We start from the raw sequence: 17,615 nt of genomic DNA, 5'->3' as shown, positions 1-17,615 counted from the left end.
TCAATGATCAGAACTTGTGGCGAATACCAACAGCAACGCTGTTTGCACGGTCTGCTGTATTGATCTTATCGCTCATGGCGACTGCGTAGACGTCTGTACGTTTTGACAGATCGTAGTCGTAGCCAGCAGAGAACGTATCACGGCTCAAATCAGCACCCACTAAGCTACCAGTGCGTTTTGTATCTGCGAACGCTAACAACACATTACCACCCGCCGCTGGCACTTTTGCGCCAAGGCTGTAGGTCTTGTCTGTCATCGTTGCTGTCGATGTTGTGTCATCTTTTGTGGATGAGTAAGTTGCAAACAATTTCGCTACGTTCAGATCATAGCTACCACCAATGAAATAGGATTTTTGGTAGTTGATCGAAGCGTAGTTGATCGGTGTGCTTGTTGCATCAACGATCGCGCCTGGGGTTGGGTTACCTACTTGTGCCTGATGGTAGTAAGCAGTCAATGCCAGTGGGCCGTTGAAGTACAGCACGTTCGCGCCAACGTTATTCACGCCAGTTTTTCCTGCTTGCTCACCTGCTTGATAGTGGATGTTCGCTGTCAGGCCATTGAAGCTTGGTGTCGTGTAGATGATTTCGTTGCTCCAGCCAGAGTCAGCAGCAGAAGAATTTACCCATGTACGTGCACCGAAATTACCGTTTGGTACCCAAGTATGCAAGACCAATGGTGAGAAGTTGAACGAATCGCCAAACGGATTAAAAATCACGACTGGCAAGAAGTTAGGGGACAAATTACGGCCCAGAGATACTTTACCGAAATCACCAGACAAGCCAACGTTGGCATCGCGGGAGAACAGCGTGTCGCCAAAAAAACGGCCAGACTGACCATTGTCTGCTTGCAAAAAGCTTGTCAAAGCGAAATCAACTTTCAAGCCGTTGCCGATGTCTTCAACGCCTTTGAAACCCAACCAAGATGTGGTCATACCGCCGCTGTTGACGGACAGTTTGCTACCCGTATCGCCACTGTACTTGATCGATCCAGCCGACATGTCGACCAAGCCTTGAACGGAAACGCTGGATTGTGCCAACGCACTACCTGCTGCGAGAGTTGCTGCAACTGCAACGACCAGACTATTGAATTTCATTTTCATCGTTTTTCCTTTATCAAAGTGTTAAAAAAATTCTGTTGCAGCAGCGCAGAGAGCGCTTTACACATAATTCATCGTACTCGTACATCAAGTGACAATCCTGCAAAGTCGGCGACAAGGCATCCAACTCACTCTCAGGATTGGATCACATCAGCAAGACGGAAACCGCCAATCCGGACAATTTGCTCGATGCATTCCTGCATTTCAGTGGCGCGGTCTGCATGGAGCCGCTGCGTGAAGTGCCGGATAATACTTTGTCTGTCATGTCCTCGTACAGCAATGATGAATGGAAAGCCGAATTTTTTATTATATTGATCATTTAACCGTTGTAATTCCGCGAATTCTTCAGGGCTACATTGATTCAATCCGGCACCACTTTGTTCTCGTGTTGACTCTGCTGTGAGCTCCCCCCTCACTGCCGCTTTACCTGCCAGTTCTGGGTGGGCACGAATGAGCGTGAGTCGAGCCTCTTCATCGGCGTCACGTACTGCCTTGGCCATCGCTGCATGCAAACTTGCTACGCTATCAAAAGGGCGCTGCCCCACAACTGCCTGCGCCACCCAGGGTGAATGTTCAAAAATTCCTCCCAACAGCTGTACAAAATCGGTATCCGGCAATTGATTCACCGTTGCTAATTGATAACACGCACTCATCGCTGCCCTCCTTGTCCCGCAAGAACTGCGCCAGCATACGGATGCGTTGCCATCCAATGTTGTGCGATATCAATCCGTCGGCAAATCCAGACTTTGTCATGCGACTGTACATAATCTAAAAAGCGTTGCAAAGCACGGAAGCGGCCAGGTCGTCCCAGTAAGCGACAATGCATACCGACCGATAACATTTTTGGTGCATTGTCACCAGCAGGATCGCCCTCGGCATACAACACATCAAAACTTTCTTTCAAATACGTAAAAAACTGTTCCCCAGTATTAAAACCTTGTGGCGTCGCAAAACGCATGTCATTGGCATCGAGCGTATACGGCACGACAAGATGGGGCTTGACCTCACCAGCGCCCGTATTGACCTCAGTCCAAAACGGTAAATCGTCGCCATAATAATCGGCGTCGTACGCAAAACCGCCATGCTCAACCACCAAGCGCCGCGTATTCGGTGAATCGCGTCCGGTGTACCACCCCAACGGCGCGCTGCCCGTCAATTCGCGCAGAATCTGCACCGCTTGTTGCATATGCGCACGTTCTGTTGCCTCATCCATGTGTTGATAATGAATCCAACGCAATCCGTGGCAGGCAATCTCATGTCCTAGTTCTGAAAACGCTTGTGTCAATTCTGGATGACGCTGCAAAGCCATCGCTACGCCAAACACCGTGAGGGGCAAACCGCGTTTTTCGAATTCACGCAAAATCCGCCAAACACCTGCACGTGAGCCGTATTCGTAAATCGATTCCATCGACATATGCCGCGCTTCATAGGCAGCAGCGCCAACGATTTCGGATAAAAATTGCTCCGAGGTGGCATCACCATGCAGAACACAATTTTCACCACCTTCTTCGTAATTCAAGACAAACTGCACGGCAATACGTGCTTGCTGCGGCCATTGTGCGTGTGGCACATGGCGACCGTATCCAATCAAATCGCGCGGGTAAGCTGAGGTGATCGTCATTCGTTTTTTCTCCATTCATGTCGGAACAATATGGTCAACGTATCAAACATGATCCATCGCGGATCAGCTTCGTTGACCAAGTACTGCTTTTAAATCAAAACTTTTTCCAACATTTTTGGGCGTACGACAAGCGCACTGATGCAAATGTTGTGCCATTTCATGTAACGCTGACTTTTTATCACGACGCTCCAAGGCTTCGAGGACCTTGAAGTGCTCATCGAATGAGCAAGGTCGGGTACCAGGCACATCGTTACTGGAAATCATTAATGTTGTGCGAGAGACTAAGCGACGTAGCATTTCAACTAATAAATCGTTGCCGCTCAAGCGCGCTAGTTCAATATGAAAATCTGCCGATAATCGGATCCATTGTGCGCGGTCACCTTGTTGATAGGCATCGCGTTCACGCTCGACCATCTGGCGCAACGCGACGAGCCCCTCACTGTTGCTTTGCACGTGGACAAGCACTTTTTCTACAGCAAGTTGCTCCAGATTTTGTCGCAACTCAAACATATCCTGCGCCTCTTTTTCGCCCGGGCTGGCAATAAATGCACCACGATTGGGCTCGAGATCGACTAAGCCATCGGCAGATAATTGCGTTAACACTTTGCGCACACCGTGACGCGCCATGTTGTAGATCTGGCTTAAAGATTGCTCTGTTAATTTGGTACGAGCAGGTAAACGATGGTCCATGATGGCATCGTAGATATCACGGTACATACGCTGTTCTTTTTCAGCGTTGTCGGCGTGGTCGAGGTGGGTAGTCTGGTTAGTATTCACGATTGTCGTTGTTGGTTGCCATGCCGGCTGCACGTTGATCAGACGTAATGAGCCTGCTCATCAATCATCTTATTTAATCACGATTGTCGACAATCGATAAACAAAAAATGATTGAATAGGTATATTTTGTGGCAAAAACTGCCGTATTTCCCTTTCTTTACAACTACTTATTGTATTTATGTTTGACATGTCGTTTTTAAACGACTTAAGATTGTCGACAATTTGTTTCATTTTCTTAAATACATAGAGGACTGGTATGGGACGTCTGACGACACATGTACTCGACACCGCCCACGGCAAACCGGGGCAAGGCATTCAGGTACGTCTGTACCGCACAGACAGTGGGCAGCGGCATTTGCTCTGCGAACGCGTGACCAATGCAGATGGGCGCTGCGATCAACCCTTACTCGAAGGCGAGGCGCTCACAAGTGGCATCTATGAGTTAGATTTTGATATCGGTCATTATTTTCAGGCGCTTGGTGTACCCGTTACCGAACCGGCATTTTTGGGTGTTGTCACTCTGCGGTTTGGTGTTGCCGATGCCAGCCAACACTATCACGTGCCCTTGGTGACCACGCCTTGGAGCTACTCAACTTATCGCGGCAGTTAGGAAGATTCATGGAAGCGTATTTATTGGACTGGGCCAACCTGTTATTACGTTGGCTACATGTGATTGTGGCGATTGCTTGGATCGGCTCGTCGTTCTATTTTGTGTGGTTGGATAACCATCTGACACCACCAACCGATGAGCAACTGCGCAAGCAAGGGGTCGGTGGCGAGTTGTGGGCGGTGCATGGCGGTGGATTTTATAATCCCCAAAAATATCTCGGTGCGCCACCCCGTTTGCCTGAACATCTGCATTGGTTTTATTGGGAATCTTATAGCACCTGGTTGTCTGGGTTTAGCTTGTTCACCCTCGTCTATTTATTCAATGCCCGCACGTATCTCATTGATCCCTCAGTAGCATCGCTGACACCAGCGACGGCGGTCGCAGCGGCATTGGGTTTTCTGGCATTAGGGTGGATTGTCTATGACTTGCTGTGCAGGCTCTTCGGTAAAAACGAACGCCTGCTTTCTGCGCTCATTATTGGGTATGTCATTGCGGCGGCTTGGGGCGCGTGTCATTTGTTTTCTGGACGTGCTGCCTTTCTGATTATCGGTGCCATGATCGCCACCATCATGAGTGCGAATGTCTTTTTCTGGATCATTCCCGGACAACGCAAAGTCGTTGCGGCGATGAAAGCGGGGCAACCGGTGGATCCTGTCCATGGACAACGTGGCAAACAGCGTAGCGTTCACAACACGTATTTCACCTTGCCTGTGTTATTTGCGATGCTCTCCAATCACTACAGCATGGTCTACAGCGCCCGCAACAATTGGGCCGTCTTGGTGTTGATGATGGTAGCAGGCGTCTTGATTCGACAATTTTTTATTCTGCGCCACAAAGGAAAAACACAAGCAATTTACCCACTAGTGGCGATCGTGATTCTTGGTGGCGTGGCGGCTTGGATTATGCCGACCCCATCGGCGACGAATGCAGTCACCCCAACCGCCAATCAGTTTGCCGAAGTGCAGCACATTGTGCAGGCGCGGTGTGTGCAATGCCATTCATCACATCCAACGTTGATGGATAGTCCCGCAAAAGGTTTGATGTTTGACCAACCCGGTGTGATCGAAGCAAAAGCCCAACTGATTTATCAGCAAGTGGTACAACAAAAAATTATGCCGCTTGGCAACCTGACGAACATCACAGAACAAGAACGCGCGGTGATCGCGCATTGGGTGGAAAACGGTGCAGATGCAGGTACAGGTGCAGCTTCTGCTCCAGCCTCTGCTACTGCTGCCGTTCATCCTTCAACCAACTAACAATTTGCCGTTCCCTTATTGAAAGTAGCTCATGGCCATCATTACCCTTGACCCGAATGCCCCTGAATTTACCCGTCGCTATCCTAATCTCGCTGATCCGCGTTTAGGCGCCGCCACATTGGCGTGCAGTGACGATTTTTTTGCCGAAATGGCACGGATGCTTCATCCTGAGCCTGCTGTTTTTATTCCTGGCAAATACGACACCAACGGTAAATGGATGGATGGCTGGGAGTCCCGCCGCAAGCGCGTCAATGGCTATGACTGGTGCACACTCAAACTGGCACGGGCAGGCATCTTAAAAGGGGTCGATATCGATACCAGCCATTTCACCGGAAACTATCCACCCGCCGCCTCGCTGGAGGGCGCGTTTATCGCCAATGGCGAACCTGACGCGAATACGGTGTGGCAAGAAGTACTGCCCTCTGTCAATTTACAAGGGAATAGTCATCATTATCACGAGATTACGCATCCCGGCGCCTTCACCCATTTACGCCTCAACATCTACCCCGACGGCGGCGTAGCGCGTTTGCGCGTCTATGCACAACCAGAAACCGACTGGGCGTCAGCGGATCGCTCCAGCCTGTTTGATTTGATTGCGATGGAGAATGGCGGCTATGTTGTGGCAACCAACAACCAACATTTTGGTCTTGCATCCAATCTTCTAATGCCAGGACGTGGCGTCAATATGGGAGATGGCTGGGAAACGCGTCGTCGCCGTGAGCCAGGCAACGATTGGTGCATTATCGCCCTTGCCCATCCGGGGATTGTTGAAAAAATCGAAGTCGACACTTGTCACTTCAAAGGTAATTTTCCCGATAGCTGTTCGATTCAAGCAGCATCCATGGTGGGCGGCACCGAGACCTCATTGATCACACAATCCATGTTCTGGCCTGTATTACTGCCACAGCAACGATTGCAAATGGATCACCAACACTACTATGAGCAAGAGATTCAACCGCTGGGCGCGATCACCCATATCCGTCTGAATATTTTCCCAGATGGGGGTGTTTCCCGTCTGCGCTTACTGAGTCGATTAGCTTAAGATCACGATCGGAATACGCTTCATGCCCACCCTGACTATCCAGCCGTTGACCAGAGAAGCCTTCGCCCCTTTCGGCGAAGTCATCATGCTTGAAGGCGCACGGCATTATCCAATCAATCAAGGAACCACTGAGCGATTTCATGCCTTGGCAACGGCCGATACCCACGCCATGGACGGTAAAACGATCCTCAGCGTATTTCGCGGCCAACCAAGGTCGATGCCGTTAGCGATCACCGTCATGGAGCGTCACCCGCTGGGTAGTCAGGCGTTTGTTCCGATGACTGTCCAACCCGATGATGAATATCTCGTTGTCGTTGCACCACCGGGCGACTTTGATGAAAACAGCATGCAGGCCTTCTTATGCAAGGGGTTTCAGGGTGTCAATTACGCACGCGGCGTCTGGCACCATCCCTTGATTGCCTTGCATCGGGTCAGTGATTTTGTGGTGATGGACCGGATCGGCGAAGGATTCAATTGCGACGAGGTCACACTCGATGGTCGTTGGGTGGTGGGCTGACAGCTGACAGAAAGCGCCAGATAAAAAAATAGCCCGCTAGTTGCGGGCTTAAATCCAAACCTTAGGAGGTGTTGGAGGAGACAGGTGTAACTATATCGCAGCGCAACAAATACACCAACTACTATTTCCGCATATCAAACATTCATAAATCATATATCTCATTCGAACTATTCATTTCCGCAAAGAAATGAATTTTTATATGGTTATTTCTGCAAGGAAAAAGTGTGCGTAACGCAAAATCTCTTCAACATATCAAGCATCAGCGGGATCAGTAAGCAGCGCCAAGGATTGCGCTTGGTGCACCTTTTTTTTCACGATGATATTTTTTTCTTAACAGAAATAATCGAATGATGCGTGCGCGTTGTCATCGGCAACGCCATGGATCAGAAAAATGTGGATAAAAAAAAACCCGCGACCTGTTGGTTGCGGGTTAAATCCAAACCTTAGGAGGTGTTGGAGGAGACACGTGTAACTATAGTGCACTGCAACATAGATGTCTGCTTTATTATTCGTATACCACTCATCACCGCAACGCATAACTTGTCACAATAATCTCCCCTCTACAATGCTGCTGGGTGTACGCTTTCACACAGCCTGCCTTAGAATCTGGTATCTTTCTTGATATCTTTTTTGATTCAATACCCAGAGCGCGACAGCCAGTAACGCCGTCGTGTGGGTAACAAATACTATGTTGTGCCATGGTGCGTTGGTTTCTTCACAACTAGCTCACCACGACAGACAGCACAATACGGAGACTGTGATGCAACTGATCGACCCTATCATCGAATTTCAGCATGAAATTCAACAAATCCGACGTGATATTCACGCCCATCCTGAGCTGTGTTACGAAGAACACCGCACCGCCGACGTGGTCGCCCGTCAACTCGAAGCGTGGGGCATCCCCGTCGTACGAGGCTTAGGCGTCACTGGCGTGCTGGGCATCATCAAACAAGGCACAAGCGCGCGCGCGATTGGCTTACGCGCCGATATGGATGCATTGCCAATGCAGGAAATCAATACCTTTGCGCATACCTCCCGCCATGCCGGAAAAATGCATGCCTGCGGACATGATGGTCATACGGCAATGCTTCTTGGTGCCGCGCACTACTTATCCAAGCATCAGGTATTTGATGGCACCGTTTATGTGATTTTTCAGCCTGCAGAAGAAGGCGGTGGTGGCGCAAAAGCCATGATCAAGGATGGTTTATTTGAAAAATACCCCATGGAAGCGGTGTTTGGCATGCATAACTGGCCTGGCGCAGCCGTAGGTACCTTTGGTGTCACGCCAGGGCCGATGATGGCCTCATCCAATGAATTTTACGTCACGGTCAAGGGCAAAGGCGCGCACGCCGCGCAACCACACAAGGGAATCGATCCAGTGATGACCGCCGTTCAGATCGCCCAAAGCTGGCAGACCATTATCAGCCGCAATGCCAGTCCGCTTGAATCTGCCGTGTTATCCGTCACGCAAATTCATGCGGGAAGCGCCACCAACGTTATCCCTGACGAAGCAGAGCTCGTTGGCACGGTGCGTACCTTTACCACCTCGATGCTTGATATGATCGAGCACCGGATGCGTACCATTGCGGAACACACTGCCGCTGCATTTGATGCAGAGGTCGAGTTTAAGTTTAAACGTAACTATCCACCACTGATTAATCACCCCAAAGAAACCGCATTTGCCACAGAAGTTATGCGCGCCGTGGTCGGGGCTGAGCATGTTGACGCACAGGTTGAACCGACTATGGGTGCCGAGGATTTTGCGTTTATGCTCCAAGAAAAACCGGGCTGCTACGTCTTTATTGGTAACGGTGATGGACAACATCGTGATATCGGTCACGGTCTTGGTCCTTGCAACCTGCATAATCCCAGCTACGACTTTAACGATGACCTTCTGCCGATTGGTGCCACTTATTGGGTACGCTTAGCAGAAACTTACTTGAAAAAAGCGGCCCCCGCAGCCATCTGAGGCTGTAGAGCACCGAGAATTTTTACCCCAACAACCTTATACACAAAGTAGATCTTATGGCCGACGAAAAAGACAACAACACCGACGCAGCGCGTAGCCCTTTTCTGGAAGAAAAGGCCTTTAAATCCCGTACCGTTCTGGTGTTTGGCACGATCAACGACAAACTCGCCGCAGATGTCAGCAAACGTCTGATCGCGTTGGCCGCCGAATCGAAAGAACCGATTACCATCTTGGTTTCTTCTCCAGGTGGCCATGTGGAGTCCGGTGACGTCATCCACGACATGATCAAATTCATCGATGCGCCTGTCAACATGGTGGGCACAGGTTGGGTTGGAAGCGCCGCAGTGAGTGTGTTCTTGGCCGTACCGAAAGAGCGCCGCGTTTGCCTGCCAAATACGCGCTTCTTAATTCATCAGCCAAGCGGTGGCTGCGGTGGACAAGCAACTGATATCGCGATTCAAGCACGTGAAATCGTGAAAGTACGTGAGCGTATTTCCGCCCTCATCGCCCGTGAATCGGGTCAATCTTTAGAACGCGTCACCAATGATATCGATCGCGACTATTGGATGAGCGCCGAAGAAGCCAAAGAATACGGCCTGATTTCACGCACCATCGTCAAGCAAAGCGACTTAAGCTAATCCAACGCGGTCAATACGGCCGCATCAGGATTGCACTACGAATAAAAAAAGCAGCAAGAGTTCACCTCTGCTGCTTTTTTTCATTGCCGGATATCACCTCAAAATTCTTCCCAATCATCCGTTGCTTTGGCGGTCGATCCCGAAGCACTCGTCTTTGGCGACTGGCTTTCTGCTGATGGTTTCGGCAACGCTTTTGTTGATGTTTTCGTGCCTTTCGATACAGGCGCTGCTTTTTTCACTGCGGAAGGCGTTGGACGTAATGCTGCTTGGTGACTCTCTTGTTCATGCGCGCGATCCAGTTTAAAAACACTCACCACTTGCGATAAACTCTGCGCCTGTTCCTGCAAGGAGGCGGCCGCCGCGGCAGCTTCTTCCACCAACGCCGCATTTTGCTGAGTGAGCGTATCCATTTCGGTAACGGCATCGTTGATTTGAGAAATACCGGCGCTTTGCTGCAAACCTGCCGCGGTAATCTCACTAATGATGTCACTGACACGTCGAACGCTTTCAACGACCTCACTCATGGTACTTCCTGCCTGATCCACCAAACGCGACCCTTCGGCCACTTTGTTGACGGAATCATTGATGAGCTCTTTAATCTCTTTCGCCGCACCAGCAGAACGTTGTGCGAGGTTACGGACCTCAGAAGCGACCACGGCAAATCCTCGACCTTGTTCACCAGCGCGGGCGGCTTCAACCGCCGCATTCAATGCAAGAATATTGGGTTGAAACGCAATGCCGTCAATAACCGCAATAATGTCGACAATTTTCTTAGACGACTCGTTGATCGACCCCATCGTCGTGACCACTTGCGACACAACACTACCACCGCGCTGCGCCACTTCCGAAGCAGAATGAGACAATTGATTAGCTTGACGAGCGTTGTCCGCATTATGCTGAATCGTTGAAGTAATTTCCTCCATGGAGGAGGCCGTTTCCTCCAACGAACTCGCCTGTGTCTCTGTACGATTGGACAAGTCCAAATTGCCTTGCGCAATTTCTGCTGAGGCGTAGGTAATTTCATCGGTACCTTTGCGCACCTGCGTCACGACACTCATCAGACTATCGTTCATTTCTTTGAGCGCCTGCAACAGCAGACCTGTTTCATCACTGCTGCGAACCTCAATATGACTCGTCAGATCACCTGCTGCCACTGTTTGCGCCACTTTCACAGCGTGCTGCAATGGACGAGAAACGATGCCTGCAATCCAGAATGCCAACGTAAAACCAATCGCCAGACTGACGATCAACAAAATGAAAATCAAATTGCGAGAATGCTCATACACCGCAATACTGGACTTATAGGCATTGATGCCACCATTGGCGTTGATATCGACAAGCTTATCAACGACCCCGCGCATTTTGCTATTGAGCTTAGAAGACTCTCCACGCAATAACGCAATGGCTTCGTCTGATTTGTTTTCCTTTTTGAACGCAATCATCTTGTCAGTGATTTGGAGATAGGCGTTCTCTTCCTGAATAAAATCACCATACAGTTTCTTCTCTTCCGGCTCGGTAATGAGCGCAGCGTAGGCAGCTTCGTTTTCTCGCAACCCTTTTACTGCTTCATTCACACGCCCTTCGTAGACGGCAATCTCTTCTGGATTTTCAGCAAACACTAACTGTGCCTCCTGAGAGCGAATGCGAGAAAGTCGTTCTTTGACGCCCATCGCCGCTTTCACACTCGGCATCCAATTCGTGCCCAACTCCGTCGCAGAGTTATTGACACTGGATAATTCGTAGATGGAAAAAAGCCCAATGAACGCGGTCAACACCAATAGCAACACAAAACCAACTAACAACTTGGCAGAGATTTTGAGGTTCTTAAAAAATAGCATGTATCGCTCCGTTGAATAAATAACTACGCCGTTAATGCCAACGACGATTTTTTCGTCGGGCTTTGATTCGTGTTTGTCAGCACCGGGTGGGTGCGGACACTCGCATGATGTGGTTGCAGATGCTGATCAAATTTGAAAATACTCACAACCTGACTCAGATTAGCCGCCTGTTCTTGTAGCGACGCAGCGGCAGCAGCCGCTTCTTCGACCAACGCCGCATTCTGCTGCGTAATCTCGTCGATATGGATGATGGCATCGTTCACTTGGTCAATACCTGCGCTTTGCTCGGTCGATGCAGCGGTAATTTCGGTAATCACATCGTTAACACGCTGAACACTGGCCACCACTTCATGCATCGTTTTGCCTGCCTCAGCCACAAGTTGCGTGCCTTGCATGACTTGGGTCACTGAATCGTCGATCAGGATTTTAATTTCTTTGGCTGCTGCCGAAGAGCGTTGCGCTAGGTTACGAACTTCAGATGCCACCACAGCAAAGCCGCGCCCTTGTTCACCCGCACGAGCGGCTTCTACCGCTGCATTCAGTGCCAAGATGTTGGTCTGAAAAGCGATCCCATCAATGACGGTAATGATATCGACAATCTTTTTCGACGAACCATTGATGGTATTCATCGTATCGACGACCCGTGAAACCACATCACCACCTTTTTGGGCGACGGTACTAGCGGATTGCGCCAATTGATTTGCTTGACGTGCGTTATCGCTGTTTTGTTTGACGGTGGACGTAAGTTCTTCCATCGACGATGCCGTCTCTTCCAATGACCCCGCTTGGCTCTCGGTACGCGCCGATAAGTCCATATTACCTGTCGCAATTTGGGTGGAGGCCGTCGCAATCGCGTCCGTTCCTTGCCGCACCTCACGCACTACCGATAAGAGGTTGGCATTCATTTCTTTGAGTGCCCCGAGCAATTGTCCTGTTTCGTCTTTCGTGTCCGCTCGGATGTCAATGCTTAAATCTCCCGCAGCAACGGTCTTTGCAATTCTGACAGCAGCTTGTAGTGGGCGAGAAATCACACCAGCGATCCAGAAGGCAAGCGCAAGACCAAGACTCACGCTGATTACGCACAAGGTAATAATGAGGATTCGGGAAGACTTGTAAATCTCAGCACTCGTCTGGAAAGAGGCTTTCCCTCCTTCGACATTGAGCTTCACAATGTTATCGGCAACCTCCAAGATCTTCGCATTGAGCTTGGACGATTCACCACGTAGGGTCGCAACCGCAGCATCTTTGTCGCCGGCGCGCGCTTGATCACGCAGTTTTTTTGATTCTGCCAGATATTGATCCCATAACTTCTGGTATTCAATGAAATAGCTTCTTTCGGTTTCTGATGAAATCAGCTTTTGGTAATCCTGCTCGTATTGTTTTAATTCTGCCGTGTAGTCCTCAAAGCGTTTTGTGTATTTATCAACATTGGCGGTGTCGCCAGCGGATAAGACAATCTGCATTTCCTGCGTTCGAAGACGTGACATCCGCTCTTTGATACCCATGGCGGCATTGACGCTGGGCATCCAGTTTGCACCCAGATCCACCGTCGTCTGGTTCACATTGGATAATTGATAGACAGAAAAGATGCCAAGAAAGCTTGTCAGGAGCAACAAAATGACAAAGCCAAGAAGGAGTTTTGATGCAATTCGTAGGTCGTAAAACAATTTCATGACATGCTCCAGAAAATTCCAGATATCAAAAAATGCTACAGAAACCAAACATCATGGGTAACTATACAACGTAATTGCCACTGCCAGATGACATGCTTTTGCGCAGGATAACAATTTCATTATTACTCAAATTAAAAAGTTTCCCACAGATAACACAATTTTCTACAATTGCTGTTTTAAGGCCCGATCAGGGGCTGACGCCCCCCCTGTATATGCGTTTTGCATCAACAATGCTGCAAAAAAATAAAAAACGGAGCACATCGGCTCCGTTTTTTATTTTTGCGTATTTACAACATCATCTGACATTTCACTGCATAACCTGATGACATTGCGTACTTTTTTCTTGCATCTGACACGCGGTAATCAGGTTCCCTTGTTTATTCCATGCTTGGACTTTCCAACCATGTTGTTCCCGCTCAAGGGTCATAAAGCCGACATCATTGGAGTTACTAAAGTGCGCCAACTGCGCAGCAGAGTACGGGGTTACACTTGGGTCCAGCGGGGTTTTCAGCGGCGTATCGAGTGAGGACCCGCCGTTACCAGACACAAATTGCGTCGGAAAATTATTTGAAAAAGTCAGTGCCTCAAATAAGTGTACATGACCAGAGATCGCCACCTGAATTTTGTCCGAGAATAGACGATCTGGATTGATATCACGCATCACGTCCTGCAATGCACCGTTTCCGGGTTTCACATCGAGACCACCACTTTTTTTCTTTTCAACAGACATCCCCAGAATCGGATGATGATTGGTGAACAGATTAAAGTCCGCTTGCTGCGCTAACTGGTTGACCAACTTCATCTGATCAACATAGATCTGACGCGCGGGGTCCTCATGAGACAAGGCTTTGGCAGGCACTTTCGACGAATCAAACACAATAAACTGCGCCGACTGACCACCCACCGTACCTAAAGGCACAGCGTAAGGTGCGCTGTAATCACCCATCATATCGTTCTGATCGAGGTTACAGTCACGACCAGCCTGTAATGGACGAGGGTCCAGAAAACGCCACCAGCCTTGCCCTGCGCGGGTGCATATTTCATGGTTTCCGCGCACCATGACCCAAGGAGCAGCATTCAATAAAGCCTGCGCTGGACTAAAAAAATCAGCTTGCCAAGTGTCCCAACCATACCCCCAAGGGCTGCCTGCACATTCAGGATGACCGTCTGGACAGGGATTTTCACGGTATTGATAGTCACCTACGTGCAATACGAGGTCTGGCTTGAAGGTCGCTGCTTTTTCAACCATCGATCGAAATGCCCATTTTTCGCCATCATTACATGGCTGAAAATAGTTATCTGATGCCTTCAAACGACAGCCACTATCACCAACGACCACGATTCGCTTCACGGTTGCTTTTGGTAACGGTAATGCATGACCCGCAATGCTCGCGGACACCGTTGTCTTCAACAGGGGCGCTTCACAAGTCAGCACAGGAAATGCAGAAGGCTTCGATGCCTCTGGTTTGCTAGCCGTTTTTCGCTGTGCAATCGTCGCCGGCGCAGCACGTACTGACATCACTTGCGCCACACCATCTTGCACCAAGGCAGGACAAACCGTATCCGTCGTTATAGCACGAGCGATGGCTTGCCCTTGTTCACCCATCACCACCCACGATGCCTGCAACGCAGTCATCGAAGCGGTTTGCGATACGGCGGTGGATTTCTGTGATGAGACGGAACTACAAGCCGCTAGCGCCAGCACGCTGGTCATAAGGCCTATGCGACGTATCCAATGTAAATTCAATTTGTTTCTCCAGAGGGGGCAATGTCATCGAGGTCGCTATGGTATGCGACAAAGATGGCAGCAATATGAAACCTTGCTTAAAAATCCCTGAAAGTCACCCTCTTATTTGTTAGCAATCGCCGCCGTACCACCTTACCGACTGCATCACAAAGGCGCTGAAGCCGAACCAGGGACAAGGGACTAGGACGTGACCCCGATAGCCTGATAAGCCGCACGTTTAAAATCAAACGAGAACGGATGCCAGAAGCTCATCAAGCGCTGCGTCATCAACACCCCAGCAATACCGTGACGTGGATTGATCCACCAATGGGTGCCTGCAATACCACCCCATTCAAATTCGCCTGTCGAGCCAGAGGGGTCGATGGATGATGGCGTCAGTGTCACAGCACCCCCATATCCAAAGCCCTTACCGGGGACATCACCGATGCCCGGAAAACTGATACCAGTGCCTTGTGGCAAATGATTTTGCATCATCAAATGCAGCGTGTCTGGTTTCAGCAAAGCATCACCACCGGGCATCAGGCTGCGCATCAGCGCGAGCATGTCGTGCATACTAGAGACCAAGCCACCACCACCCGACAAGCGCGGCACTGGCGTCACAAACGCACCTGGATAGGGTGATTTTTCTAAACGACGCAAACCACGCTTGAGGATATTTTCCGGGTCAGCACCGCCGTAATAGGCAGTCAGCCGATCCAGCTTATGCTCAGGCACGACGAAACTCGTGTCATCCATACCGAGCGGGTTGAGGATACGCAAACGAATAAACTGCTCAAAATTACGACCACTCACCACTTCCACGATACGCGATAACACATCAGTTGCAATGGAATACTGCCATGCTGTGCCCGGATGAAAGCTCAGCGGCAGCGGCGCTAAGACGGTGATCATTTCCTCTAAAGTCTGAAAAGCATTCAAGACTTTGCGTTCGTTATAGGCCTTATACATCATGCTGCCATGATCTAAGAGACCATAACTGAGCCCAGACGTGTGGTTGAATAATTGACGAATAGTGATCGAGGAACGCGCTGGTTCCGTATCGTCGAGGCTTGTGGCGTTTGCCTTGAGCACGCGACGGTTGCCTAGTTCCGGCAAATACTGTTCAACGGGATCATGCAATGACAGCTTACCGTCATCCATGAGTAGCAGAATGGCGATGGATGTAATGAGTTTGGTATTAGAAAAAATCCGAAATAAATGGTCATCACGCAATGGGATATTGTTTTCTTTGTCAGCCCACCCGACACACTGCTGATGCACCACGTCTTGCCCGACTAAGACGGCGGTCGATACCCCTGCCAGAATCTCGCGGTCGACGTATTTTTGCATTGATGAATTTACTTCACTGAAATCGTAAGTCATATCGTTTATGATCGTTTTAAAATTGAAATGGCTATGCATCGAGATCGGTGCGATGCCGTTGTCATCGTTCGGACGCTATCATGCCACGTCCCCATGACCGCGTCAGCCCTCACCAATGTGACCGCCCTTTTTACTCTCAACTTACTATTCTGCCACTATGACCATCGCTAACCCACGTGATTTTTTGCTTTCTTTATATCAAACAGCGGTGGATGCGGTCAGTGCAGAGAAGTGTCTGCCTGCTTTTTTACCAACACCACCCACAACAGGTCGTACGATTGTGATTGGTGCAGGAAAAGCAGCGGCGGCAATGGCCAGTACAGTAGAAAAACACTGGCAAGGAGCGCTCTCCGGCTTGGTCGTCACCAGATATGGTCACGGTGCACCGTGTGACAAGATCGAGGTCATTGAAGCCGCACACCCCGTCCCCGATGCCGCGGGACAACAAGCGGCGCAGCGGATTATGGAGATGGTGCAAGGACTCAGTGCCGATGATGTGGTGCTGTGCCTCATCTCGGGCGGCGGCTCGGCGCTTCTTGCCTTGCCCGCTGAAGGCATTACGCTTGCACAAAAACAAGCATTAAACAAAGCACTCCTACGCAGTGGTGCTGCTATTGATGAAATGAATTGCGTTCGTAAGCATCTCTCCGCGATCAAAGGTGGTCGCCTCGGACTCGCCTGCGCACCGGCCCGTGTCGTCACCTTAATGATTTCAGATGTACCGGGTGACGATCCAAGCATTATCGCCAGCGGCCCAACGCTACCAGACGACAGCACGTGCGCCGATGCCTTAGCTATTTTGCAAAAATATGCGATTGAAATACCACCCAACGTCCTCGACCATCTGCAAAGTGGTCGCGGCGAAACACCAGACGCGACCGATCCGCGCTTTGCCCGCCATTCGCATCACATCATCGCTACCGCGCAAGATGCGTTGGATGCTACTGCCGGTGCGGCGCGTGCCGCTGGTATCCATGCCCATGTGCTGTCTGACGGTATTGAAGGCGAAGCGAAAGACATCGGCCTCATGCATGCCGCCTTGGCACGTCAAATCGCCCAAAAAGGACAACCTTTCCAACGACCTTGCGTGGTGTTATCGGGCGGAGAAACCACCGTCACTGTGCGGGGCAATGGTCGCGGCGGACGCAATGCTGAATTTTTACTCAGTCTGACATTAGCGCTCAATGGACATCCTGGCATCTATGCGCTCGCCTGTGATACCGACGGCATTGACGGATCTGAGGACAACGCCGGTGCGATCTGCGAACCAACGTCCCTCCAACGCGCAGCAGAAAATCATTTATACCCAAAACTGATGTTGGAAAACAACGATGGTTACGGGTTTTTTTCATGCTTAGATGATTTAATTGTCACCGGACCAACTCGCACCAACGTGAATGATTTCAGGGCTATTTTGGTTTTGTAGATCTACCCCAGAGGGATTTATAATAGCGGCTGAATACTCAACA

The 17,615-nt window shown here is 50.0% G+C and carries 15 protein-coding genes; 7 read left to right on the top strand and 8 right to left on the bottom strand.

What is annotated here, in order from left to right; genetic code table 11:
• Positions 1 to 7 precede the first annotated feature (7 nt).
• The 4 genes from ACO0K2_RS05545 to ACO0K2_RS05530 form a co-directional block, all read right to left on the bottom strand.
• Positions 8 to 1,099: a porin gene (locus ACO0K2_RS05545; protein WP_423016602.1), complete on the bottom strand. Its 1,092-nt coding sequence runs from the start codon at positions 1,097 to 1,099 to the stop codon at positions 8 to 10.
• A 131-nt stretch (positions 1,100 to 1,230) separates the two neighbouring features.
• The gene (gene uraD, locus ACO0K2_RS05540; RefSeq protein ID WP_423016600.1) at positions 1,231 to 1,749 is read right to left on the bottom strand and encodes a 2-oxo-4-hydroxy-4-carboxy-5-ureidoimidazoline decarboxylase; all 519 of its coding nucleotides are present in this window, start codon (positions 1,747 to 1,749) and stop codon (positions 1,231 to 1,233) included.
• Complete coding sequence (puuE, locus tag ACO0K2_RS05535) at positions 1,746 to 2,717, bottom strand: allantoinase PuuE (protein ID WP_423016598.1); 972 nt, start codon at positions 2,715 to 2,717, stop codon at positions 1,746 to 1,748. The genes uraD and puuE overlap by 4 nt, the downstream gene beginning before the upstream one ends.
• A gap of 63 nt (positions 2,718 to 2,780) precedes the next feature.
• Positions 2,781 to 3,494 carry a GntR family transcriptional regulator gene (locus ACO0K2_RS05530; RefSeq protein WP_423016596.1) on the bottom strand — a complete coding sequence of 238 codons (714 nt, stop codon included), beginning with the start codon at positions 3,492 to 3,494 and terminating at the stop codon, positions 2,781 to 2,783.
• A 256-nt stretch (positions 3,495 to 3,750) separates the two neighbouring features.
• On the opposite strand from ACO0K2_RS05530, the gene uraH reads away from it, so the two are divergent.
• From uraH to ACO0K2_RS05500, 6 genes are all read left to right on the top strand, one after another.
• Positions 3,751 to 4,104, top strand: coding sequence for a hydroxyisourate hydrolase (gene uraH / locus ACO0K2_RS05525; RefSeq protein WP_423016594.1), 354 nt, complete (start codon positions 3,751 to 3,753; stop codon positions 4,102 to 4,104).
• An 8-nt stretch (positions 4,105 to 4,112) separates the two neighbouring features.
• Positions 4,113 to 5,360: a urate hydroxylase PuuD gene (locus ACO0K2_RS05520; protein WP_423016592.1), complete on the top strand. Its 1,248-nt coding sequence runs from the start codon at positions 4,113 to 4,115 to the stop codon at positions 5,358 to 5,360.
• Positions 5,361 to 5,391: 31 nt separating this feature from the next.
• Positions 5,392 to 6,402: an allantoicase gene (alc, locus tag ACO0K2_RS05515; RefSeq protein ID WP_423016590.1), complete on the top strand. Its 1,011-nt coding sequence runs from the start codon at positions 5,392 to 5,394 to the stop codon at positions 6,400 to 6,402.
• A gap of 22 nt (positions 6,403 to 6,424) precedes the next feature.
• Positions 6,425 to 6,919, top strand: a complete 495-nt coding sequence (locus ACO0K2_RS05510; protein ID WP_423016588.1) for an ureidoglycolate lyase — start codon at positions 6,425 to 6,427, stop codon at positions 6,917 to 6,919.
• 760 nt (positions 6,920 to 7,679) lie between these two features.
• Positions 7,680 to 8,888, top strand: a complete 1,209-nt coding sequence (locus ACO0K2_RS05505; RefSeq protein WP_423016586.1) for a M20 aminoacylase family protein — start codon at positions 7,680 to 7,682, stop codon at positions 8,886 to 8,888.
• 56 nt (positions 8,889 to 8,944) lie between these two features.
• A complete protein-coding gene (locus tag ACO0K2_RS05500; RefSeq protein WP_423016584.1) occupies positions 8,945 to 9,526 on the top strand; it encodes an ATP-dependent Clp protease proteolytic subunit in 582 nt (193 codons plus the stop codon).
• A gap of 98 nt (positions 9,527 to 9,624) precedes the next feature.
• On the opposite strand, the gene ACO0K2_RS05495 is transcribed toward ACO0K2_RS05500, so the two are convergent.
• The 4 genes from ACO0K2_RS05495 to ACO0K2_RS05480 form a co-directional block, all read right to left on the bottom strand.
• The gene (locus tag ACO0K2_RS05495; protein ID WP_423016582.1) at positions 9,625 to 11,364 is read right to left on the bottom strand and encodes a methyl-accepting chemotaxis protein; all 1,740 of its coding nucleotides are present in this window, start codon (positions 11,362 to 11,364) and stop codon (positions 9,625 to 9,627) included.
• Between the two features lie 23 nt (positions 11,365 to 11,387).
• The gene (locus tag ACO0K2_RS05490) at positions 11,388 to 13,037 is read right to left on the bottom strand and encodes a methyl-accepting chemotaxis protein (RefSeq protein ID WP_423016580.1); all 1,650 of its coding nucleotides are present in this window, start codon (positions 13,035 to 13,037) and stop codon (positions 11,388 to 11,390) included.
• 307 nt (positions 13,038 to 13,344) lie between these two features.
• Positions 13,345 to 14,751, bottom strand: coding sequence for a metallophosphoesterase family protein (locus ACO0K2_RS05485; RefSeq protein WP_423016578.1), 1,407 nt, complete (start codon positions 14,749 to 14,751; stop codon positions 13,345 to 13,347).
• 213 nt (positions 14,752 to 14,964) lie between these two features.
• A complete protein-coding gene (locus tag ACO0K2_RS05480) occupies positions 14,965 to 16,113 on the bottom strand; it encodes a serine hydrolase domain-containing protein (protein WP_423016576.1) in 1,149 nt (382 codons plus the stop codon).
• Positions 16,114 to 16,303: 190 nt separating this feature from the next.
• On the opposite strand from ACO0K2_RS05480, the gene ACO0K2_RS05475 reads away from it, so the two are divergent.
• Complete coding sequence (locus ACO0K2_RS05475; protein WP_423016574.1) at positions 16,304 to 17,572, top strand: glycerate kinase type-2 family protein; 1,269 nt, start codon at positions 16,304 to 16,306, stop codon at positions 17,570 to 17,572.
• Positions 17,573 to 17,615: the final 43 nt, after the last annotated feature.

The sequence above is a fragment of the Undibacterium sp. MH2W genome, assembly GCF_049340215.1.
In the GTDB taxonomy this organism is placed as follows: Bacteria; Pseudomonadota; Gammaproteobacteria; order Burkholderiales; family Burkholderiaceae_D; genus Undibacterium.
This window is presented reverse-complemented; position numbering and strand designations above follow the sequence as displayed.